Source organism: Streptococcus infantis (assembly GCF_047463615.1).
GTDB classification, from domain to species: Bacteria; Bacillota; Bacilli; order Lactobacillales; family Streptococcaceae; genus Streptococcus; species Streptococcus infantis_X.
In genome coordinates, this window is sequence record NZ_JASHDO010000007.1 from 76,183 (window position 1) to 96,933 (window position 20,751).

26 protein-coding genes are annotated in these 20,751 nt (G+C 39.3%); 1 reads left to right on the forward strand and 25 read right to left on the reverse strand.

The annotated features are described in order from the left end of the window. Positions 1 to 7 precede the first annotated feature (7 nt). A complete protein-coding gene (budA, locus tag QM874_RS07415; protein ID WP_414316813.1) occupies positions 8 to 736 on the reverse strand; it encodes an acetolactate decarboxylase in 729 nt (242 codons plus the stop codon). A 133-nt stretch (positions 737 to 869) separates the two neighbouring features. Between budA and QM874_RS07420 the strand changes: the two genes are divergently transcribed. Then, positions 870 to 2,144: a PLP-dependent aminotransferase family protein gene (locus tag QM874_RS07420; RefSeq protein WP_414316814.1), complete on the forward strand. Its 1,275-nt coding sequence runs from the start codon at positions 870 to 872 to the stop codon at positions 2,142 to 2,144. 17 nt (positions 2,145 to 2,161) lie between these two features. On the opposite strand, the gene QM874_RS07425 is transcribed toward QM874_RS07420, so the two are convergent. The 24 genes from QM874_RS07425 to QM874_RS07540 form a co-directional block, all read right to left on the reverse strand. Beyond that, positions 2,162 to 2,974, reverse strand: coding sequence for an ABC transporter substrate-binding protein (locus QM874_RS07425; RefSeq protein ID WP_414316815.1), 813 nt, complete (start codon positions 2,972 to 2,974; stop codon positions 2,162 to 2,164). Between the two features lie 117 nt (positions 2,975 to 3,091). Continuing rightward, complete coding sequence (locus QM874_RS07430) at positions 3,092 to 3,559, reverse strand: NUDIX hydrolase (protein WP_414316816.1); 468 nt, start codon at positions 3,557 to 3,559, stop codon at positions 3,092 to 3,094. 242 nt (positions 3,560 to 3,801) lie between these two features. Further along, complete coding sequence (phoU, locus tag QM874_RS07435) at positions 3,802 to 4,455, reverse strand: phosphate signaling complex protein PhoU (RefSeq protein WP_414316817.1); 654 nt, start codon at positions 4,453 to 4,455, stop codon at positions 3,802 to 3,804. Between the two features lie 10 nt (positions 4,456 to 4,465). Continuing rightward, positions 4,466 to 5,224, reverse strand: a complete 759-nt coding sequence (gene pstB / locus QM874_RS07440) for a phosphate ABC transporter ATP-binding protein PstB (RefSeq protein ID WP_414311260.1) — start codon at positions 5,222 to 5,224, stop codon at positions 4,466 to 4,468. A 12-nt stretch (positions 5,225 to 5,236) separates the two neighbouring features. Next, the gene (gene pstB / locus QM874_RS07445; protein ID WP_049495489.1) at positions 5,237 to 6,040 is read right to left on the reverse strand and encodes a phosphate ABC transporter ATP-binding protein PstB; all 804 of its coding nucleotides are present in this window, start codon (positions 6,038 to 6,040) and stop codon (positions 5,237 to 5,239) included. A gap of 10 nt (positions 6,041 to 6,050) precedes the next feature. Beyond that, positions 6,051 to 6,935, reverse strand: coding sequence for a phosphate ABC transporter permease PstA (gene pstA, locus QM874_RS07450; protein ID WP_414316818.1), 885 nt, complete (start codon positions 6,933 to 6,935; stop codon positions 6,051 to 6,053). Beyond that, on the reverse strand, positions 6,925 to 7,842 hold the full coding sequence (gene pstC / locus QM874_RS07455) for a phosphate ABC transporter permease subunit PstC (RefSeq protein WP_414307917.1): 918 nt from the start codon (positions 7,840 to 7,842) through the stop codon (positions 6,925 to 6,927). The genes pstA and pstC overlap by 11 nt, the downstream gene beginning before the upstream one ends. After that, complete coding sequence (locus QM874_RS07460) at positions 7,842 to 8,720, reverse strand: phosphate ABC transporter substrate-binding protein PstS (protein ID WP_414316819.1); 879 nt, start codon at positions 8,718 to 8,720, stop codon at positions 7,842 to 7,844. Before QM874_RS07460 ends, pstC begins: the two co-directional genes overlap by 1 nt. 109 nt (positions 8,721 to 8,829) lie before the next feature. Continuing rightward, a complete protein-coding gene (locus QM874_RS07465; RefSeq protein ID WP_414316820.1) occupies positions 8,830 to 10,143 on the reverse strand; it encodes an RsmF rRNA methyltransferase first C-terminal domain-containing protein in 1,314 nt (437 codons plus the stop codon). Further along, positions 10,144 to 10,917: an inositol monophosphatase family protein gene (locus QM874_RS07470; RefSeq protein ID WP_414316821.1), complete on the reverse strand. Its 774-nt coding sequence runs from the start codon at positions 10,915 to 10,917 to the stop codon at positions 10,144 to 10,146. It abuts the gene before it with no gap. Further along, a complete protein-coding gene (locus QM874_RS07475; protein WP_414316822.1) occupies positions 10,907 to 11,185 on the reverse strand; it encodes a UPF0223 family protein in 279 nt (92 codons plus the stop codon). Before QM874_RS07475 ends, QM874_RS07470 begins: the two co-directional genes overlap by 11 nt. Next, the gene (locus QM874_RS07480; protein ID WP_373115371.1) at positions 11,186 to 11,587 is read right to left on the reverse strand and encodes a Spx/MgsR family RNA polymerase-binding regulatory protein; all 402 of its coding nucleotides are present in this window, start codon (positions 11,585 to 11,587) and stop codon (positions 11,186 to 11,188) included. It abuts the gene before it with no gap. 202 nt (positions 11,588 to 11,789) lie between these two features. Continuing rightward, positions 11,790 to 12,425 (reverse strand): TIGR01906 family membrane protein, encoded by a 636-nt coding sequence (locus QM874_RS07485; RefSeq protein ID WP_414316823.1) that lies wholly within the window; start codon positions 12,423 to 12,425, stop codon positions 11,790 to 11,792. Then, a complete protein-coding gene (locus QM874_RS07490) occupies positions 12,415 to 13,188 on the reverse strand; it encodes a TIGR01457 family HAD-type hydrolase (RefSeq protein ID WP_414316824.1) in 774 nt (257 codons plus the stop codon). Before QM874_RS07490 ends, QM874_RS07485 begins: the two co-directional genes overlap by 11 nt. A 2-nt stretch (positions 13,189 to 13,190) precedes the next feature. Further along, positions 13,191 to 13,922: an acyl-ACP thioesterase domain-containing protein gene (locus QM874_RS07495; protein WP_414316825.1), complete on the reverse strand. Its 732-nt coding sequence runs from the start codon at positions 13,920 to 13,922 to the stop codon at positions 13,191 to 13,193. A gap of 4 nt (positions 13,923 to 13,926) precedes the next feature. Continuing rightward, positions 13,927 to 15,057 carry a radical SAM family heme chaperone HemW gene (hemW, locus tag QM874_RS07500; RefSeq protein ID WP_414316826.1) on the reverse strand — a complete coding sequence of 377 codons (1,131 nt, stop codon included), beginning with the start codon at positions 15,055 to 15,057 and terminating at the stop codon, positions 13,927 to 13,929. Positions 15,058 to 15,142: 85 nt separating this feature from the next. Continuing rightward, positions 15,143 to 15,538: a YtxH domain-containing protein gene (locus tag QM874_RS07505; RefSeq protein WP_414316827.1), complete on the reverse strand. Its 396-nt coding sequence runs from the start codon at positions 15,536 to 15,538 to the stop codon at positions 15,143 to 15,145. A 14-nt stretch (positions 15,539 to 15,552) separates the two neighbouring features. Further along, the gene (locus tag QM874_RS07510; RefSeq protein WP_414316828.1) at positions 15,553 to 15,936 is read right to left on the reverse strand and encodes a DUF948 domain-containing protein; all 384 of its coding nucleotides are present in this window, start codon (positions 15,934 to 15,936) and stop codon (positions 15,553 to 15,555) included. A gap of 1 nt (position 15,937) precedes the next feature. Continuing rightward, complete coding sequence (gene lgt / locus QM874_RS07515; protein WP_414316829.1) at positions 15,938 to 16,726, reverse strand: prolipoprotein diacylglyceryl transferase; 789 nt, start codon at positions 16,724 to 16,726, stop codon at positions 15,938 to 15,940. Then, positions 16,719 to 17,654 (reverse strand): HPr(Ser) kinase/phosphatase, encoded by a 936-nt coding sequence (gene hprK, locus QM874_RS07520; protein WP_075229382.1) that lies wholly within the window; start codon positions 17,652 to 17,654, stop codon positions 16,719 to 16,721. The genes lgt and hprK overlap by 8 nt, the downstream gene beginning before the upstream one ends. 131 nt (positions 17,655 to 17,785) lie before the next feature. After that, positions 17,786 to 17,962, reverse strand: coding sequence for a 30S ribosomal protein S21 (rpsU, locus tag QM874_RS07525; protein WP_000048054.1), 177 nt, complete (start codon positions 17,960 to 17,962; stop codon positions 17,786 to 17,788). A 129-nt stretch (positions 17,963 to 18,091) separates the two neighbouring features. Next, positions 18,092 to 18,397: a hypothetical protein gene (locus QM874_RS07530; protein WP_414316830.1), complete on the reverse strand. Its 306-nt coding sequence runs from the start codon at positions 18,395 to 18,397 to the stop codon at positions 18,092 to 18,094. Between the two features lie 69 nt (positions 18,398 to 18,466). Continuing rightward, positions 18,467 to 19,174, reverse strand: coding sequence for a glucosamine-6-phosphate deaminase (locus QM874_RS07535; RefSeq protein ID WP_414316831.1), 708 nt, complete (start codon positions 19,172 to 19,174; stop codon positions 18,467 to 18,469). A 423-nt stretch (positions 19,175 to 19,597) separates the two neighbouring features. Next, the coding region (locus QM874_RS07540; RefSeq protein WP_414316832.1) for a mucin-binding protein at positions 19,598 to 20,751 on the reverse strand (1,154 nt) is incomplete at its 5' end.

The window sequence follows — 20,751 nt, forward strand, 5'->3', positions numbered from 1 at the left end:
TCTCCTTTTATTCTGCCTGATCGATATCTTTTTTCATCTCTTCAACGTTAAACTTAGCAAAGAGATACCGACGATCCTGAACAGGAAAACGTTGATCCAGTTGATCAACAGCTCCTAGTTCAACAATCCCCTCCTTGATGACAAAGTCCATAACGTGACCACCAAAGGTGAGGTCATCAGAGATGAAGTGTAAATGATAACCTGCAACGCTGACACCATGGAAAATCTCTGGGGTCCAAAAGCCGACGATAGTTCCTGAAACATTTTCACGACTGTACTCTGGCTGATGCGTTGCTACTTCTGCAAACTTAGTTTCAGAGGTTGACTTAGGAATCATGCGCACATGCATGTGTTTAAAATCACCATGAATCTTGATGGAACGAAAGAGGTTTTCCCCATCATAGTAGGACTCAATTCTCTTTTCTAACTCCTGATCGGTCATTTCAAAACGCTGGCGGAAAATAACCTCTGCCTGGTGGGGTACAACTGCTGCATAGGGAATAAGTGCGTCTGGCGACACTTCCACGATTTCAGGCTTCTCACCTGAACCCTTAGCTTGATAGGCTTTACCATCTAAGACAATCAATTCTCCATCAATAGAGTCCAAGGTTCCTAGTCCTAAATCTCCATGTTCAAGCAACTCACCAACGGTCATTGTACCGCCGTAAAGTCCTGCCATCAAAGCTCCCAAGGTATTGTATTGGAATAATTTAACTGGTTCTTGCACCTTTATCATCTCACTCTTCTTTGAAAATTTTACTTTCTAAGTATATCATATTTCTTCTAAGAATTGAACGTTGGAAAGCTATTTAACATTGCCAAACGTCTTAAAAAAAGGTACAATGTAACAAAATCAAGAGAGGTCTGGTATGCACAAAAAAAGTAAGTATGAACAGGTTGTTGCCTATCTAAAAGAAGGGATTGAATCTGGAACTTTTCCTACAGGAAGTCGCCTGCCCTCCATTCGGAACATTAGCCAAGATTTCCACTGTAGCAAAGACACCGTCCAAAGAGCTCTCTTAGAACTTCGATATGCAAAATATATCTATTCTAAACCACAAAGTGGCTATTATGTCTTAGAGCAACAAAGTAGTCATGATGATCTAGAAATTTTAGTTAATGATGATCACTTGGGTACCTATGATGACTTTCGTCTCTGTGTCAATGAAACCCTAATTGGGCGAGAAAATTATCTCTACAATTACTATGAACACCAAGAAGGCTTAGAAGAATTACGTCAGTCCGTTCAGAAACTACTTTTTGAGCAATCTATCTACAGCAAGCCAGACCAATTGGTTCTAACCTCTGGAACTCAGCAGGCTCTCTTTATTCTTTCTCAGATAGACTTTCCGAGTCGAACGCAGGAAAGTCTGGTTGAGCAACCTACCTATCATCGAATGAACCAGCTTCTGCTGGCTCAGAGGCTTCCTTATCAAACCATTGAACGACGGATTGATGGGATTGACCTAAACGAACTTGAGGAACACTTTAAAACTGGAAAGATTAAGTTTTTCTATACCATTCCACGCTTTCACTATCCTCTAGGACATTCCTATTCGGAACAAGAAAAACGAGCCATTCTAGATTTGGCTGCCAAGTATCAGATTTACATCGTAGAAGATGACTATTTGGGGGATCTCGATCCCAAAATGGGGCAGACCTTCCACTATCTAGACCAAAATGATCTGGTCATCTATATCAAATCCTTTTCTACCAGTCTTTTCCCTGCTCTTCGGATTACTGCCCTCATACTTCCAAATGCCATCAAAGAAGCCTTTGTGTCCTATAAAAATATCCTTGACTATGATAACAACCTCATTATGCAAAAGGCCTTATCCCTCTACATTGATAGTCAATTATTCGAAAAAAATAGACTAGCTAGACTAGTCCTCCAAGAAAAGAAGCAAGCTCAGATTCAAAAACTTTTAAAAAGCAATCCTATCAATCTCCCAACCTATCCACTCCACGATGGACTCTTACTTGATTTGAGACAGTATCCTAAAATTGCTAGTCTCAAACACAGTTCTCTAGGTCTTGACTTTTTCGAGACCTCCTACTTGTCTACTTGTCCCTATCACTTTGCCAAAGTGCCTCTTGAAAAGATAGAAACCACACTAGATTACTTAAAAACAGAGCTGGACTAAGATCCAACTCTGTTTTCTTATTGTTCTACTTCTGTTAGCTTAGCAGCTTTTTCAAGATAAGATTGATAAGTTCCCTCATCCTTGAGTTTTTGAATAACCTTATCAACCACTTCCTTCAAATCTGAGTTACCTTTTTTGATAGCTACAGCATTAGCTTCACCTTCTGTCATAGTCAAGCTGACTGTTGCCACAGCCAAATCAGAGTTCTTACCAGCATAGCTTAAAGCGACAGGTTCATCCATGTGAACTGCATCAACTTTGGCTGATTGAAGCTCATTAACTGCTTCTCCCATGTTGGTCAATGAAGTCAACTGTGCTTTTGGAAGTTGCTCTTTAACCATTGATTCAGGTACAGTTCCTTTTTGAGCAGCAATATTAGCACTTGCTAGAGAATCCAAATCCTTGTATTTTTCAAGGTCGGACTTTCTGATTAGGAAGCTAATTTTGTTTTCATAGTAAGGAATTGAGAAATCAAAGACTTCTTTTCTTTCTTCAGTTGCACTGATTCCCGCAATAGCCAAATCTGCTTTTCCTGTTTGAAGACTGGTCAAGACATTATCAAAACTCATACTTGAAATTTCTAATTTTACTCCAAGTTCATCAGCGATTGCTTGTGCCATATCAATATCAGCACCGACAACTTGATTTTTCCCATCTACAAGTGCTTGAAACTCAAATGGCGCATAGTCAGGACTAGTTGCGACAACTAATTTTCCTTTTTGCTTGATGGCCTCCACTGCTGACTGTGAGCTTGAGTCAGATGACTGACAGGCTACTAAAAAGAAACTTGCCAAAAAACTAAAGATAACTAAAAACCACTTCTTATTCATAAATAAACAACCTCTCTCGTATTTTTGTATAATTATAACTTATTTGAAAATACTTGTCAAGATTTTCTTGCATTTTCATAAAATATAATTATAAAAAATTGAAATTCAGTGATTAGTTTATCTATCTATTGGGAACTTATTTTCAAAAAAATCATTTATCATATCTTGATGTTGCTGGTTTACAATTGTGATATTTTGTATGTCTCTACGATCAAAGAAACCTAATTCTAAAGTTTCTTCATTTGCAAAAAAATTTGTAGAGATAGAAGTTTCAGATGAAACTAAATACAAAATTGTAAGAACTTGAGCCTCATTACCATTTGGATAACTATCTGAATATTTTGTATAAACATTTAATAGTCTTTTCACTGTTACTTTCAGTCCAGTTTCTTCATAAAACTCTCGCACTAATGCTTCTACAGCCGATTCACCTAATTCAATAGCACCACCTGGTAAACCCCAAGTTCCTTTGTCTGCTCGTTTTTGTAATAATATTTTTCCTGATTGACTTAAAATTCCACAAGTAAAATTTAAAATAATTTTATCTTTTCCAACTTTTTTTCTTATATTTTGTATGTAGTTCATTTTTCACCTCTGACCAAGTAATACTCTTCGAAAATCTCTTCAAACCACGTCAGCTTCGCTTTGCCGTATATGTGTTACTGACTTCGTCAGTTCTATCCACAACCTCAAAACGGTGTTTTGACCAACCAGCAGCTCGCTTCCTAGTTTGCTCTTTGATTTTCATTGAGTATAAATCATCTATACAATGAAAGCTTACTCTAGTAAAAAGTAAGCTTTCACAATAATTTTAGCATTTGAATACTTTATAATTCTACAATCTTACCTGTTTCAAAGTAAACTACCCATTCACAGATATTTTTGGCATAGTCACCAATTCGCTCCAAGTAAGAGATAACTTGGAAGTAATCACGACCTGTGACGATGGCTTCTGGGTTCTTTTTAATTTCTTCAGTTGCAAGATCACGGATATCTTCAAAATAGTGGTTAATTTTTTCATCCATGGTTGCAACTTCATAGGCCTTCTCAACAGAAGCGTTGAGGTAGAGGTCAAGTGTCGTTTCGACAAAATTCTTGACATCGCGTCCCATCTTCTTAATTTCTTCTTCGACGGCAGGGATACGCTCCTCTCCCTTCATACGAATGGTTGCCTCAGCGATTGATACGGCGTGGTCTCCCATCCGTTCCAAATCCGAAACAGCTTTTAGGACTGTTAAGACAGTGCGTAAGTCTTGTGAAACTGGTTGCTGAAGGGCAATGATTTCAAATGATTTCTTTTCCAGCTTAATTTCATATTCATTCACTTCTGCGTCTTTGTCAATAACTTCTTTTGCCAAATCACGGTCATGGGTAACAAAGGCACGGACTGTACGATTGATCTGTGAAAGAACCTCCTGTCCCATGGCGTAGAATTGGTTATGCAATTTCTCTAAATCTTCTTCAAATTGAGATCGTAACATCTTTTTCTCCTTATCCAAATTTACCTGAAATGTAATCTTCTGTTTCCTTATGTTGTGGATAGAGGAACATTTCCTTGGTATCGTTAAATTCAATCAAATCTCCATTAAGGAAAAAGCCTGTTTTATCAGAGATTCGAGATGCTTGCTGCATAGAGCGAGTTACTAGAAGCATGGTGTACTTGTCTTTTAGCCCATACAAGGTTTCCTCAATCTTACCCGCAGAGATAGGGTCCAAGGCAGATGTAGGTTCATCCAAAAGAATAATCTTTGGACTAGTCGCCAATACACGAGCTACACAGACACGTTGTTGTTGTCCACCTGATAGACCAATAGCTGAATCATGCAAGCGATCCTTGACCTCATCCCAGATTGATGCACGCTGTAAAGCTTTCTCCACAGCTTCGTCCAAGACTTGCTTGTCTTTCTCTCCATTAATTCTTAGTCCATAAACAACATTTTCGTAGATAGACATTGGGAATGGATTGGGTTGTTGGAAAACCATTCCGATTTCCTTACGTAATTCAACCGTGTCGGTACGCGGACTATAGATATTGTGCCCATTATAAACCACTGATCCAGTTGTCGTCACTTCAGGATTAAGGTCACCCATTCGATTAATAGCCTTTAGAAGTGTTGATTTCCCTGATCCTGATGGTCCGATAAGAGCTGTGATTTCCTTGGGTTGGAAAGATAAGGAAACACTATTCAAGGCCTTCTTTTTGTTGTAATAAACAGACAGGTCTTTAACCTGCAAAATCGGTTCTGTCATACTGTTTCCTTTCTAACCAAAGTGTCCAGTTACATAGTCATTAGTTGACTGTAGTTTGGCATTTTGGAAAATATTAGACGTCTTATCATACTCGATCAAGTCACCCAAGTAGAAAAAACCTGTATAATCACTAGCACGCGCAGCCTGTTGCATACTGTGGGTCACGATGATGATGGTAAAGTCCTTCTTCAACTCAAGCATAGTTTCCTCGAGCTGGGCTGTCGCAATCGGATCCAAGGCTGATGCCGGCTCATCCATTAAGAGGATGTCTGGTTTTACAGAAATAGCACGAGCGATACAGAGACGTTGCTGCTGACCACCTGAAAGCGTCAAGGCTGACTTATGAAGGTCGTCTTTAACCTGATCCCAGAGGGCAGCCTGGCGAAGTGAGGTTTCTACAATTTCATCAAGGACCTTCTTGTCCTTAACTCCTGCACGTTCATGTGCAAAGGTGATGTTGCGGTAGATTGATTTAGCAAATGGGTTTGGACGTTGAAAAACCATTCCGATATGTTTACGCATTTCATAAACATTGATTTCAGGACGGTTAACATCAATTCCTTGATAGAGAATTTGTCCTGTAACCTTGGCAATATCAATGGTATCATTCATACGATTGAGACTGCGTAGGTAGGTTGATTTCCCAGAACCTGACGGTCCGATCAAGGCTGTAATTTTATTTTTTTCGAATTGCATATCCACGCCCTTAATGGATTCATTCTTACCGTAGTAAACATGTAAATCCTTAGTAGAGAGGGCCACTTTTTCTTCTGGAAAAGTAATGATATGCCTTTCATCCCAATTATATTTTGACATGGCTTCTCCTTTAGGCTGCGGTTAATTTCTTGTGTAGATAGCTTCCGAGTTTACGTGCTCCAAAGTTAAAGATCAAGATAAAGATTAGGAGCACCGCAGCAGAACCTGCTGAAACAAGTGTTCCATCAGGAATAGTTCCTTCACTATTGACTTTCCAGATATGGACAGCCAAGGTTTCTGCTTGACGGAAGATTGAAATTGGACTAGATACACTTAGAACGTTCCAGTTAGACCAGTCAAGTGCTGGTGCAGATTGACCTGCTGTGTAGATAAGGGCTGCAGCTTCCCCAAAGATACGACCTGATGCAAGCACGATCCCCGTTACAATTCCAGGAAGAGCTTCAGGGATAACGACATGCAGAACTGTTTCCCAACGAGAAAGTCCAAGCGCCAAACCAGCCTCACGTTGCGTGTGGTGGACGTGTTTCAAACTGTCCTCAACATTACGAGTCATCTGAGGCAGGTTAAAAACTGTCAAGGCCAAGGCACCTGAAATGATTGAAAATCCATACTCAAACTGGACTACAAAGATCAAGTAACCAAAGAGACCTACAACCACAGATGGCAGTGAAGACAAGATTTCAATACAGGTTCTGACAAAATTGGTCACAGGACCTTTTTTGGCGTATTCAGCTAGGAAAATCCCAGCTCCCATAGATAAGGGCACAGAGATAATCAAGGTAATGACCAGAAGGAAGAAGGAATTATAGAGCTGAATTCCGATCCCTCCACCTGCTTGATAAGAGGATGATTTTCCTGTCAAGAAAGACCAAGAAACATGAGGCAAGCCTCGAACCAAAATATAAAGAATCAAGGAAGCTAGAATGGTCACAATGATTCCTGCGATGGTGTAGAGGACAGCTGTTGCAAGTTTATCTAATTTCTTAGCGTGCATAGTTTTTCTTTCCTCTTTCTTTCGTAATCAGTTTAATGACACTGTTAAAGGCCAAGCTCATCAAAAGCAATACTAAGGCCAGTGACCAAAGAACATTATTATCAACAGTTCCCATAACGGTATTACCGATTCCCATGGTCAATACAGATGTCAGAGTCGCTGCTGGTGTCGTCAATGATGTTGGAACAACTGCTGAGTTACCAACAACCATCTGAATAGCCAGGGCTTCACCAAAGGCACGCGCCATCCCAAAGACCACTGCAGTGAAAATACCTGAACGTGCTGCTTTCAAGGTCACACGCCAGATGGTTTGCCAACGAGTGGCTCCCATAGCTAAACTAGCTTCACGGTAGTGTCGAGGAACAGCACGTAGGCTATCTGTTGTCATAAAGGTAACAGTTGGTAAAATCATGACAAAGAGAACGAAAATCCCTGATAAAATCCCAAAACCAGTACCACCAAAGACAGTACGTACAAAAGGTACCACGACCTGCAAACCGATAAATCCATAAACTACTGAAGGAATCCCAACTAGGAGCTCGATAGCTGGTTGTAAAATCTTAGCTCCTTTTGGTGATACTTCTGTCATAAAGACTGCTGCCCCAATGGCAAATGGTGTAGCAATCAAAGCTGATAGGATGGTAACAATAAAGGAACCTAAAATCATTGGAAGAGCACCAAATTGCTTACCTGATGGATTCCAAGTTGCACCAAAGAGGAAATCAAAGATATTCACTCCATTAACAAAGAAGGTCGACAAACCTTTTTGGGCTACAAAGATTAAAATCATAGCCACAATGATAACAATCAAAGATAGGCAGGCAAAGGTTAGCCCTTTTCCTAATTTCTCAAGACGAGAGTTTTTTGAAGGAGAGAGCAATTTTTTAGATAATTCTTCTTGTTTCATTATTGACTCCCTTCTATCGCTGTTACGGTACCTGCAGCATCTTTTTCAACCTTCATTTCTTTGATAGAAATATAGCCCATTCCTTTAACGATTCCGTTCTGAACTTCGTCTGAAAGAACAAAGTTTAAGAATTCAGCAACCAATTCATTTGGCTTACCAAGTGTATACATGTGTTCATAAGACCACAAAGGCCAATTATTAGTAGTTACATTCTCTGAAGTCGGTTCATAGCCATTGAGTTTGATTGTCCCAACAGAATCATCAACATAAGCGAAGGCAAGGTAGGAAATCGCTCCTGGGGTTTGAGAAACGATGGACTTCACCATACCGTTAGAATCCTGTTCCTGACTTTGAACCGCTGACTGACCATTCATAATCACACTGTCAAAGGTTGCACGAGAACCTGAACTAGCCGCACGGTTGATTATAGAGATGGCTAAATCTTTCCCGCCGACTTCTTTCCAGTTGGTAATTTCTCCTGTGAAGATTTGTCGGAGTTGATCTGTCGTTAGATTATCGACATCCACCTCTTTATTAATAATAACAGCAATTCCAGCAACGGCTACCTTATGGTCTACCAAGGCAGAGGCATCAATACCGTCTTTTTCCTCAGCAAATACATCCGAGTTACCGACGTCTACCGCTCCAGACTGGACTTGAGATAGACCTGTACCAGATCCACCCCCTTGAACATTGACTGTTTTACCGATGTGAGCTGACGCAAACTCATCTGCTGCCGCTTCGACTAAGGGTTGAAGGGCGGTTGAACCTACAGCTGTCATAGATTCCCCACGATCAATCCAACTTGCACACCCTGCTAGCGAACTAGCAAGTAAAAGAGTTGCAAGAGAGATGGTGAGTTTTTTAAATTTTTTCACTATTTGTCTCCTTGAAAATAATGATGAATAGCTTGAATTTTTGCCCTTATTTTCTATTGTTTTCAGGGAAAATCCATACTTCCACTATAACATAGAATACTGTTTTTGACTAGTTTTTCACCTTAAACCTCAAGCCCTTAGGAAAATAATTCTTCAAGGTATTTCCGGTTACTTTTGCAAAACCTAGACCATTTCCACCAACCAAAACTTGGTACCAACCATTCGTATAGTTCTGGTCTAACTGGACCGTTTCACCTGCTACGTATTTAACAAAATCCTCTTGAGTAATTTCAAGACTTTGTTTGACTTGACTCGGTTTTAAGGCTAAACCAAGTGCAAAGCTGGGTTCAAAACGTTTTTTCTTAAAGGTTCCAAGATGAAGTCCATTACGAGAGATTTTGAGCTTACTCAAGTCTGGTAATTCGCTTGGCAAAATATAAAGTTGGTCACCAAAAACTTGTAGGACTCCGGTCAGTTTTTCTTTTAAATGCTTCTTCTCAAAATCCTGCCACAAACTCAACTGTTCACGACTGAGATTCGTCTTAGAAGGTTTGAACTTCCCAGCCTTGTTTTGACCTTTAAACTGAAGATGGGCCACGAACTGACCTTCTCCCTTAAAGAGATGAGGGTACATACGAGCTGTTTCAGGTTGGTTGATTCCTTGTGACATACCATTGATATGTTGGATTGGAATCAATTCAAAATTATAACTATCCAGTAACCATTGGACGATTTCTTCGTTTTCTTCTGGCGCCCAGGTACAGGTTGAATAGACTAGTCGACCACCATCAGCCAACATAGTAACTGCATCTGCTAAAATCTCACGTTGTAAACTAGCGCACTGACTAGGATAATCGACACTCCAGTAATCCATGGCATCAGGTTGTTTACGAAACATCCCTTCACCCGAGCAAGGCGCATCTAGAACAATTAGGTCAAAATACCCTTTAAATACTTTAGCCAAACGATCGGCAGATTCATTAGTTACAACTACATTTGTCGCACCAAAGCGTTCCATATTTTCAACCAGTATTTTTGCTCGCTTACTTGAAATTTCATTGGAAACGAGGAGCCCCTCACCAGCTAGATAGGAGGCCAGTTGAGTGGATTTCCCACCGGGAGCCGCTGCCAAGTCCAAGACCTTCATACCTGACTTTGGCTGAGCTACTTGTGCAACCATTTGTGCAGCAGGTTCTTGGGAATAAACCAAACCTGTTACATGCTCAGGAGATTTCCCAGAAACCTTTCCATAGTAGCCCCAGGGTGTATGTGGAATAGCATCCGAAAAAGAAACCTGTCTTTCTTTTAAAGGGTTGATACGAAAAGCAGAAACAGCTTCATCATCAAAAGAGGCAAGAAAAGCTCTTGCCTCATCTCCTAATATTGTTTCATATTTTTTTACAAATCCTTCTGGAAAATTCATCTAAGATAGTTTCCTTTCGTAAATATAGGATTGAATCTCTGCCAACTTTTCTTTTGGTGCCATCATGATAGGCTGGCGTGACTCAAAATCTACTGGCTCTCCAGATAGAGTTACAATCTGATAGCCTAAACCCTCACCTAAGATACTGGCTGCTGCATAGTCCCATGGTTGGAGATAGGTGATATAGGCCAATAGTTGACCTGAAAGGATTCTCGAAAAGCTGATAGCAGCACTACCATATACTCTGACACCCAGTGAAGCCTTGGATAAATCAGCAACTCCCCAAGTATTTGACTCTAGCATACCAGCATTCCCTGCAATTAGAAAGTCACACAGGGGCTTATTCTTAAAGTCAGGTAAGGGTTCATCATTAAGATAAGCCTGAAAAGCTCCACCTCCATGATAACAAGCATCCTTCATAACATCATAGATAATCCCAAATTTCCCAACACCATTCTCAAAATAGGCTAGCATAACGGCAAAATCTTCACCTTGTGCAACGAAGTTGTTGGTCCCATCAATAGGATCAATAATCCATACACAACCTTGTCCAACTGCTGCACGCAGGCAACCTTCTTCTGCACAAAATAAATCATCGGGATAACGAGAACGAATTTTCTCAATAAGTAAGGCTTGAACTTCTTTATCTAACTTAGTGACCAAATCTGTAGGCGAAGATTTTCTCTCAACATGGAGATCTTCTTTCATATGCTCGAGAATATACTCTCCTGCTTCCCTAACAATTTCTTTGGCAAATGTAAATTTATTTTCCAAGTGAAATCTTCCCTTCTCCTTTTTCTTTTGCCAATTGGACTGCACGGTAGAAAGAATATCCACTAACTGCTTCAAATTCACGTCCCAAACGTTTTTCTTCACTCTTGCTTGGAACGACAACTTTAAATTTTTTGTAGGACTCTAAAAGTCGTTTGGCCTCTACTTTGCCTTCATAGGCTGCTTCAACATCATTAAAAAAAGAAAGCACTGAAGCAAGTTCTTCAGTGCTCCACGACAAATCTAGTGGGTAACTATACTGTTTATTCATCTAATTAATACCAGCTCTCAATGTAGCTTCTTTCAGTTCTTGTTTACGGTAACTACGAGGAAGAAATGCACGAATCTCATCTTCATTAAAGCCAATCTGCATACGTTTATCATCAATGATAATAGGACGACGCAAAAGACTAGGGTATTGCTCAATTAAACTAAGCAACTCCGTCACCGAGATACTTTCCACATCGATATTTAACTTTTGGAAAATTTTTGAACGAGTTGAAATGATGTCATCGGTACCGTTTTCGGTCAAGGAAAGAATTTGTTGCAACTCTTTTCTTGATAAAGGACTGGTCATAATGTTGTGCTCTTGGAAAGGCACTTTATGATTATCAAGCCAGGCCTTTGCCTTACGACATGATGTACAACTCGGTGATAAAAATAGTGTAATCATGCTATTCTCTTCTTTGCATACTTTTCTAACTCTATTATACAAAAAAATAAAGCGCTTGACTAGTTATTTCCGTAAAAAAACCTACTTTTTTCGATAAAAATAGGCTATTTCTGATTAAAGGTAAATCATTTGCTCCAGTATGGCAAAAAAGATTTCCCAAACGATAAAAGTTTTTCGAACATTCATTAAAATCTAGCTAATTTTATTCCTTTTCTGACTGGTAAACCCTTCTACTTTTGAAACAAAAGAAACCAAAAAGAAGCTCATAGATACAGAAAAACAAGAGAAAACAATGGAGGAAAAATTCCTCTGGTAGGATTAAAATAACTGGATCAAACGCGGGATCAAAAAGCCAAGTATCATCGCCCACGAAAAGTATCTGGTGGAACAAGGTAAAAAACTGCTCAAAGCCAACTAAGACACCAAATAAACCAAGAACCAAAGGTAGAGAGAGCATGATTAAAATTCCCCTACGGTAGAGAGATAGAAATCCTTTCTGAATGACCTGCTTCCAAAAAAGATAGAATATCGGTAGAGTTACTAGTGCTACTCCTTGAGCCAGATGGAACAAACCCTTTACAACCGCAAAATGATGGATTCCAGATGCAGATGAAGGAAAATCTGGCATTTCCAATGCTTGATTTAATGGATTGGTCAAATAATCCATCAAATCATTAAAGTTATGCTGGATTGTCTGAGGTTGCAGATGAACACGATTTGTCAAGTTTAACCAAGAAATTTCCTGAGGATAAATCAGCCATGCTAGGTATATTGTCAATAAAATTGCAAGCGAGAGAAGAAAGAGAATACTTCCTACAAAAGTAAACTTAGTTTTCATCGAAATTCCACTCCGCTAGACTTGAAAGGACATGAGTTGGTGCAATTGGCAAATCTGCTACTTCTTCTGGTTTGGTAAAACCAGTTGTTACTAATAGACTGGGAATTCCATTATCGATTCCTGCGCGAATATCTGTTAGATAGTTATCCCCTACCATGACAATTTCTTCACGTTCAAGTCCTAGGTGTTCAACAGCCTTATCCATAATAATCGCGTTTGGTTTTCCAATATAAACTGGTTTTACGCGAGTCGCTGCTTCAAGAAGAGTAATGAGAGAACCAGCACCAGGCAAAAGACCTCGTTCCGTCGGAATGTTCAAATCAGGGTTGGTACCGATAAAGTGAGCACCTTTATGGATAGCTAGGGTTGCCGTAGCAAATTTTTCATAGTCAACTTGCCAGTCTAAACCAACAACCACATAGGCTGGATTGTCCTTGTTCTCAACATAGCCTGCTGCTTGAATGGCTTCCTTTAGACCTGCCTCACCAATGACATAGACAGTATTTTCTAGTCCAAGGTCATTCATATAGTCTATGGTCGCTAAAGTTGCAGTATAGATGGTCGATACAGGCGTTTCGATGTTAAAGTGATTGGCTAACATCTCTTGAACACTTTCAGGTGTACGAGTGGTATTATTTGTTACAAAAAGATAAGGAATCTCTCTTTTTTGTAACTCATGAACAAAAGCTTCTCCCGCTGGGATTCTATCTTTCCCCTTATAAATTGTTCCGTCTAAATCTATTAAATATCCTTTATAAGTCATTTTCACTCCTTTGTAGTCCATTGAATCAAAGCCTGGGCATTGACGACTCCTTGGCTGGTAACTTGATGGCAACTCTGCAATCCGTCCAATTCATAGCTAGAGCTAATCATACCTCCAGGACGAACTTCCTTCACGTATTTGAGATTGATTTTCTGTGGGATATGATTCATGAGAAAGTCTGCTCCCATCACTTCAAAAATCCAATCTAGATACTTGCTATTATTGACATGCCCATTCATATCCAAATCATAAAAGCGAACATGATAGTCCTTACTAGTAGGATTGTCCAAATCAGTGTATTTGGGACCTCGAATGATTTTCTTTGAAAATTCCGATTGGTAAGGGGCAACCATCTCAGGATCCACGCTATGGACCTTGCGACTGTCTCGGTCCATCAAGGCAAAGCTAGCCAGCATTTGGATAATAGCTTGACCTGACTCATCGTAGATGGTGAAACGGCGGTAACAAAAGAGACGATTGTAACTTAAAGCCTCTGTCTCGATGGTAATTTCCTCTGCAAAACGTGGAAGCCTAATCACATCAATATCGTACTCTGTAATAATCCAAACTAGATTATATTTTTCAAGTATTTCCTTATCGCTTACGCCAAGTTGAGCTGACTGGCTACCAGAAACCTGCAGAGAAAGTAAGATGAGGCTCGGTAGTTTGATATGCCCATTCATATCTGACATATCAAAAGGAATTTTCATATTCATTTTATAAGTTAAACCCATAGTATCACTCCAAAATAAATCTTTCTGCTACTGTGTCTCCTAAAAAGAGACCTTTCTTTGTCATGCGAATTTGTTGACCTTCTACTTGTAAAAGGCCTTGATTACACAAATCTTTCACAACTTGCCCATACAACTCTTCAAAAGAAGTAACAAATTTTTCTTCAAATCGTCTAATTGAAACCCCAGATTTCTTACGGAGGCCCAGAAACATTTCTTCTTCCATTTGTTCTCTCTGACTCAAATGTTCCTCATTGATCCTCGCATTACTAGCTTCTACTGCTTTCATGTAGTGACGGATGGGACCGTGGTTTTTGTAGCGAACACCATTGACATAGCCCGAAGCGCCAGCGCCGATACCAAAATACTCTGCATTGTCCCAATACATGAGGTTATGACGACTTTCAAACCCTGGCTTGGAAAAATTAGAAATCTCGTAATGTTCAAAACCAGCATTCTCCAACTCAGTAATGATATATTCAAACATCTCTGCTTCTAATTCTTCCTTGGGAAGAGGTAATTTACCACGACGCATACGGTTCATAAAGACAGTGTGATTTTCCAAAATCAAGCTATAGAGACTCATGTGAGGAATATCCAGAGCGATAGCCTTGGCAACATTATCCTTGACCTGCTCCATAGTTTGCCCGGGAAGAGCGTAAATCAAGTCAATAGAGATATTATCAAATCCTGCTAACTTGAGACGGTCTATATTTTCATAGATATCCTTCTCCAAATGACTACGCCCAATCTTTTTTAGCATTTTATCATCAAAAGTTTGCACACCTAGTGAGACCCGATTGACAGCTGAATTCTTTAGGACTGCAATCTTATCTGCATCTAAATCCCCAGGGTTGGCTTCAATGGTTAATTCCTCCAAGGCTGATAAGTCCAAATTTTTCGTCAACCCATCTAACAAAAACTCTAGTTGTTGGGCTGATAAGGCTGTGGGAGTCCCCCCTCCTATATAAAGGGTTCGCAACTGTTGAATATCATAAGAGCGATACTCTTCTAAGAGATGTTCTAGATAACTATCCACTGGCTGGTTTTTAATAAAGACTTTTGAAAAGTCACAATAATAACAAATCTGTGTGCAAAATGGAATATGCACATAGGCTGATGTCGGTTTCTTCTGCATAGTATTCATTATACCATAAAGAGTTCATTCAAGAAAAAAATCACCATGTCTGACTCATAGGGAATCATGAAATGGTGACTCTATTTTAATCTTCTTGAATCTCGATGACGATTTCTTGACCTTCTTCTTGTTCTTCCACAACTACTTTTTCTTCCAGTTGTTCTTTGAGACTGTTCAAGGTTTCTTTTGAAGCTTCAGTCGCCTGTTGTGCGCAACATTTTGTTTTTTCAAGAACAATATCAAGAGTGATTTCCCCTGATTCCACTTGTTCCTTGGTTTTAAGAACAAATTCTTTGGTTTGTTCTTTTACATCAGTCAGTTTTTCACAGACTTGTTCCTTGACATACTCAGGATCTTCTCTTAAATCTTCTAAAAATCCTTGCGCTTGACTTCTCACTCGTTTCCCTTTTTCACTAGTTAGAAACAAGGCTGCAGCTACACCTGAAACAGTTCCTAGAAGGATTGATGATAATTTACCCATGAGTTATCTCCTTTTTATTTCTTAAAAAATTTACTTGCAACACGAAGAGCTGACAAACCTGCGCCTGTCTTCAAGGTTTTTGAACCAGCAGATGATGCTTTTTTACTCAACACACGAGCCTGCTCATTTAAATCAGAAACAGAAACAGACAAATCAGCCACTGCTGTAAAGAGGGGATCAATTGTTGCGACTTTGACGTTGATATCATCAACCAGAACATTGACCTTGGCAAGAAGCTCGTTTGTGTGATGTAGAGTAATATTTACATCTGAAGTTAGCGTTTTAACAGTATTTTCAGTTTCATCGATTACACGTCCAACTTTTTGAAGCGTAATAATCAAATAAACTATAAACACAACCAAGGCAATGGCTACAAAAATATAAGCAGCTTCTAACATATTAATTCTCCTTTTTTATAATATAAAATGGTGCTTTTTTCCGATTTTGATAGAAAACAATAAAGATACCAAGTCCGATTAAGACAGCTGATAACAACTGGGAAACACGAAGGCCAAGGAACATGAGGCTATCAGTACGCATACCTTCAATAATCAAACGTCCAAAGCCATACCACATAAGATAAAAAGCTGTGATGTGCCCACGGCGAATACCTTTTAGGCGTCTTCTAAAAATAAGAATCAAAGCAAATCCGATGACATTCCAAATGGACTCATATAGAAAGGTTGGCTGTCGATAAGAACCATCGATATACATCTGATTCTTAATAAAGGATGGAAGAAAGTCCAGACTCTCAACAGCTGCACCATAAGCTTCCTGGTTAAAGAAATTTCCCCAGCGTCCAAGGCTCTGAGCAATCAGAACACTCGGTGCAGCAATATCTAAGAAATCCCAAGTATTGATTAACTTGCGGTCCGCGAAGATGTATAGAACAATCGCCCCAGTAATCAGACCACCGTAGATCGCTAGACCGCCATTCCAGATAGCAAAGATTTCTCCTAGGTGCTGACTGTAATAATCCAATTTAAAGATGACATAATACAGTCTCGCTCCAAGTATTGATAATGGGAAGGCAATCAAGATAAAGTCTAAAATATCATCAGATAAAATCTTTTTATGAGGTGCTTCACGCATAGCTAGAAAAACTGCTAAGATCAGACCTGAAACAATACAAAGCGCATACCAGCGAACAGCAAAGGGACCTATCTGAAAAGCAACAGGATCAATCATCTTTCACCTCGTTCTTTGAAATCAGATTTGTTAAACGTTCTTCAAACAGACGCGTCGCATCAAAGCCCATGTCTTTGGCACGATAATTCATAGCTGCCGCCTCGATAACAACAGAAATATTGCGCCCTGTTTTAACTGGGATGCGGATACGTGGAATGGTAACTCCAGAAACTTCTAGTTCTTCAGCATTATTTCCTAAGCGATCAAAGGTCTTATGTGTATCGTAATTTTCCAAATAAACAGCTAGCTGAACTTGTGAAGAATCCTTAACTGCACTGGCACCGTATAGACTCATGACATCGATGATCCCTACTCCACGAATTTCGATCAGATGTTTCAAGATTTCAGCAGGTTCACCCCAGAGAGTCATTTCATCCTTAGAATAGATATCTACCCGATCGTCTGCTACCAAGCGGTGACCACGTTTAACTAGTTCTAAACCTGTCTCACTCTTACCGATTCCACTGTCACCTTGAATCAAAACACCCATACCATAGATATCCATTAGGACTCCATGTACACTTGTACGTTCCGCTAAACGAGAATCAAGATAGCTAGATAGTTCTCCAGACAAACGACTGGTTGCTGTACGACTAGTTAAAATCGCAATTTTACATTCTCTAGCAGCCTTCAACATTTCCTCTGGAACCACCAAACCACGGGCAACGATGACCGCAGGTGTCTCCGGTTGAAACATTTTTTTCAAGACATCGTAACGATTTTGAGAAGGCATAGAGACTAGGTAAGACCACTCCTTCATCCCCAAAAGTTGAATCCGTTCTGGAGTATAGTAATCAAAATAGCCTGTCATTTCAAGACCAGGTCGCGTAATATCCGCAGTATTGATTTCCTTTTCAAGTAATTCTGCTTCACCATAGACAATGTCCAATCTAAGCTTTTCAATCACTTCTTTTACTAAAACCGACATTATTTCCTCCTTAAATCGAGTTCTTCTCTACTATTATATCAAATTGTAGGAGGAAGTTTTAGAATTTTGCAGGATTTACAGGATTAATTTAAAAAGAAAAAAGACTAGATCTCTCTAGCCTTTCTAATTAATTAGAATTTTTTACGTTTACGAGCTGCTTCTGATTTACGTTTACGTTTTACAGAAGGTTTTTCATAGAATTCACGTTTGCGTGTTTCTTGAAGAGTACCAGCTTTAGTAACCGCACGTTTGAAACGACGAAGTGCATCGTCAAGAGATTCATTCTTACGTACTACTGTTTTAGACATTTTTTTCACTCCCTTCAAGTTCAAGATCTATTCTATTTTACACGGAATAAAGAAAATTGTCAAGAAAAAAATGAAATTCTCCCAAATCATTCATTTTAAAATTTACAAGATTTTACCATTATGTCTAGCCTAGTTCTCCACTTCTAAAGTTTGTTCTAAACAAACACTTAATTTTTTAATTTCTAACCCCATGTGATCTAGGTACTCCCAATAATCTGACGGTAGATCAGAAATGATATACAGATCCTGACTCTCAAAATACCAGACAAGGTGTTTAAGTATCTGCTCTTGAATAAAATGTAAATCCTTTAGTTGACCTAAACTGATAGCTTCTATCTTTGCTAAATACTGACAAAAAGCAGAAAGTGATGAACAGTCAAATTTATCTTCTTCATGTAAAAAATACAAAAAATTTTGATTTTCATCCCTCATCATATTTGAAAAATATCCAGACCAAAAAACCACCCAATCCACAGGATCGAATGGTCTTTAATGATAAAAATCTTATTTCTTTAACAAGCTGAGTGCTGCTGCATCTGCGATAATGGTCACATCTGGATGGTTTTGCAGACTACTTGCTGGAAGGCTTTCTGTCACAGGACCTTCAACAGTTCCAGCGATAGCTTCTGCTTTTGATTCACCATAAGCAAAGAGAAGGATAGACTTAGCATCCAAAATGTTCTTAATACCCATTGAAATAGCTTGTGTTGGAACATCTTCAATCTTATCAAAGAAACGTGCGTTAGCTTCGATAGTAGACTGGTCAAGCTCTACAAGATGTGTTTGGCTATCAAATGGAGTTCCTGGCTCGTTAAATCCAATGTGTCCATTACGACCAATTCCCAAGATTTGTAGGTCAACTGGATGGTCAGCCAAAATTTGATTGTAGCGTTCTACTTCTTCTTCAGCATGGTCTTTATCGCCACGTGGCAAGAAGCTTTCTTTAAATGGTTTTTGATTGAAAAGATTTTCTTGCATGAAGTAACGGTATGATTGAGGATTGTCCCCATCAAGACCGACATACTCATCTAAGTTCACACTTGTATGATTTGAAAAATCAAGATCGCTTTTAACGATTTCTTGGTAGAACTCAAGAGGGCTACTTCCTGTTGCAAGTCCCAAGGTTTGCGCACCATTTTCCAACTTTTCTTTCAGGATGTCAAAAGCAACTTTTCCACCTTCAATTGGATTTTCCACTTTAATAACTTTCATTTTTATAACCTCCATTTTCTTTATTTTATTATATGGTATAGACCAATTTTTGTCAAGTGAAAACGGTTTATTTTTGTAAAAAATATGAATATAGTAAGTACTACTTAAAACGAATACTAGAAGACATAAAAAGAGAGAACTCGAAGGTCCTCTCTTAGATGTAGGTATCAATTCCTACTTTTTTATCGAACTATTTTAGGAACTTTGAAAACTTCAATAAACAGATTTTCCTCTTTCTGAATATAAAAATGGAGAGGACAATGATCGTCCTCTCCAGATGTTTGCTTTTTATTCCAACTCACTACAGTTGACAGAGAGCCAAGAAAAGCCCTTAGAAACTTGAGTTCTAAGGGCTTTGTCTTTTTGGCATTAGACACTTTGTAATTTAGCCAGAAATTAACTTTATAGAATTAAATATTTTCGTTAATCTTCTTTTTTCTTTTGAGCTAAACCTAATAGTGTTGTTGCCATTCCAATGATTCCAAGTCCAGTCATAACCGCATTTGAATCCGTACCAGTATTTGGCAATTCGCGAACTACTTTTTCAGGATTCAAAGGTTTTGGTTCTGGATTTGGAGTACCAGGTGTCTCTGGTCTTGGCTCTGGAGTTGGGACATTAGGAGTTTCTGGTACGATTGGAACGTAGATGATTGGTGTGTCGTCACCTGGTTTTTCAGGAGTGATTGGTTTTCCTGGTTCTACTGGTTTACCTGGTTTGCTTGGATCTTTTGGATCTGGCAAGTATGGTTTGTAGCCTGGTACGTCTGGAACGACTGGTTTACCTGGTTTGCTTGGATCTGTTGGATCGTTTGGATATTTCACATCAGGTGTTGATGGGAATTTCGGATCATCAGATTTTGGAACCAAGCTACCAAGCGGTTTGTAAGTAACTGTATCTGTTGCTTCAGGATTTTCTGGAGTAACTGTCTTACCACCGGCTTCTGTCTTATCAGCGTAGTAACCTGGAATTACTGGTACAGATACCTTACCGTAAGTATGGCTCTTCTCATTCCATGTTGTTGTTCCAGAAGCTTTGTTTTCTTTACCAGTAAACGTAAAGTCATCTTGGACATTGTCTCCTGGAGTCTTATCGCCTGCTCCTTCAAACTTAACTGTTTGTTTAGTTGGTTTCTTCACATCATTTACGATTGGAACGTAGATGATTGGTGTGTCGTCACCTGGGTTTTCAGGAGTGATTGGTTTTCCTGGTTCTACTGGTTTACCTGGTTTGCTTGGATCTTTTGGATCTGGCAAGTATGGTTTGTAGCCTGGTACGTTAGGAACGACAGGTTGACCTGGTTTGCTTGGATCTGTTGGATCATTTGGATATTTCACATCAGGTGTTGATGGGAATTTCGGATCATCAGATTTTGGAACCAAGTTTCCAAGTGGTTTGTAGGTTACTGTATCTGTTGCTTCAGGATTTTCTGGAGTAACTGTCTTACCACCAGCTTCTGTCTTATCAGCGTAGTAACCTGGAATTACTGGAACAGATACCTTACCGTAAGTATGGCTCTTCTCATTCCATGTTGTAGTTCCAGAAGCTTTGTTTTCTTTACCAGTAAACGTAAAGTCAT

Coding starts and splice junctions, on each gene's coding strand:
- budA (WP_414316813.1), bottom strand. CDS start 736: ATGATAAAGGTGCAAGAACCAGTTAAATTATTCCAATACAATACCTTG.
- QM874_RS07420 (WP_414316814.1), top strand. CDS start 870: ATGCACAAAAAAAGTAAGTATGAACAGGTTGTTGCCTATCTAAAAGAA.
- QM874_RS07425 (WP_414316815.1), bottom strand. CDS start 2,974: ATGAATAAGAAGTGGTTTTTAGTTATCTTTAGTTTTTTGGCAAGTTTC.
- QM874_RS07430 (WP_414316816.1), bottom strand. CDS start 3,559: ATGAACTACATACAAAATATAAGAAAAAAAGTTGGAAAAGATAAAATT.
- phoU (WP_414316817.1), bottom strand. CDS start 4,455: ATGTTACGATCTCAATTTGAAGAAGATTTAGAGAAATTGCATAACCAA.
- pstB (WP_414311260.1), bottom strand. CDS start 5,224: ATGACAGAACCGATTTTGCAGGTTAAAGACCTGTCTGTTTATTACAAC.
- pstB (WP_049495489.1), bottom strand. CDS start 6,040: ATGTCAAAATATAATTGGGATGAAAGGCATATCATTACTTTTCCAGAA.
- pstA (WP_414316818.1), bottom strand. CDS start 6,935: ATGCACGCTAAGAAATTAGATAAACTTGCAACAGCTGTCCTCTACACC.
- pstC (WP_414307917.1), bottom strand. CDS start 7,842: ATGAAACAAGAAGAATTATCTAAAAAATTGCTCTCTCCTTCAAAAAAC.
- QM874_RS07465 (WP_414316820.1), bottom strand. CDS start 10,143: ATGAATTTTCCAGAAGGATTTGTAAAAAAATATGAAACAATATTAGGA.
- QM874_RS07475 (WP_414316822.1), bottom strand. CDS start 11,185: ATGAATAAACAGTATAGTTACCCACTAGATTTGTCGTGGAGCACTGAA.
- QM874_RS07480 (WP_373115371.1), bottom strand. CDS start 11,587: ATGATTACACTATTTTTATCACCGAGTTGTACATCATGTCGTAAGGCA.
- QM874_RS07485 (WP_414316823.1), bottom strand. CDS start 12,425: ATGAAAACTAAGTTTACTTTTGTAGGAAGTATTCTCTTTCTTCTCTCG.
- QM874_RS07490 (WP_414316824.1), bottom strand. CDS start 13,188: ATGACTTATAAAGGATATTTAATAGATTTAGACGGAACAATTTATAAG.
- QM874_RS07495 (WP_414316825.1), bottom strand. CDS start 13,922: ATGGGTTTAACTTATAAAATGAATATGAAAATTCCTTTTGATATGTCA.
- hemW (WP_414316826.1), bottom strand. CDS start 15,057: ATGCAGAAGAAACCGACATCAGCCTATGTGCATATTCCATTTTGCACA.
- QM874_RS07505 (WP_414316827.1), bottom strand. CDS start 15,538: ATGGGTAAATTATCATCAATCCTTCTAGGAACTGTTTCAGGTGTAGCT.
- QM874_RS07510 (WP_414316828.1), bottom strand. CDS start 15,936: ATGTTAGAAGCTGCTTATATTTTTGTAGCCATTGCCTTGGTTGTGTTT.
- lgt (WP_414316829.1), bottom strand. CDS start 16,726: ATGATTGATCCTGTTGCTTTTCAGATAGGTCCCTTTGCTGTTCGCTGG.
- hprK (WP_075229382.1), bottom strand. CDS start 17,654: ATGTCGGTTTTAGTAAAAGAAGTGATTGAAAAGCTTAGATTGGACATT.
- rpsU (WP_000048054.1), bottom strand. CDS start 17,962: ATGTCTAAAACAGTAGTACGTAAGAATGAATCTCTTGACGATGCACTT.
- QM874_RS07530 (WP_414316830.1), bottom strand. CDS start 18,397: ATGATGAGGGATGAAAATCAAAATTTTTTGTATTTTTTACATGAAGAA.
- QM874_RS07535 (WP_414316831.1), bottom strand. CDS start 19,174: ATGAAAGTTATTAAAGTGGAAAATCCAATTGAAGGTGGAAAAGTTGCT.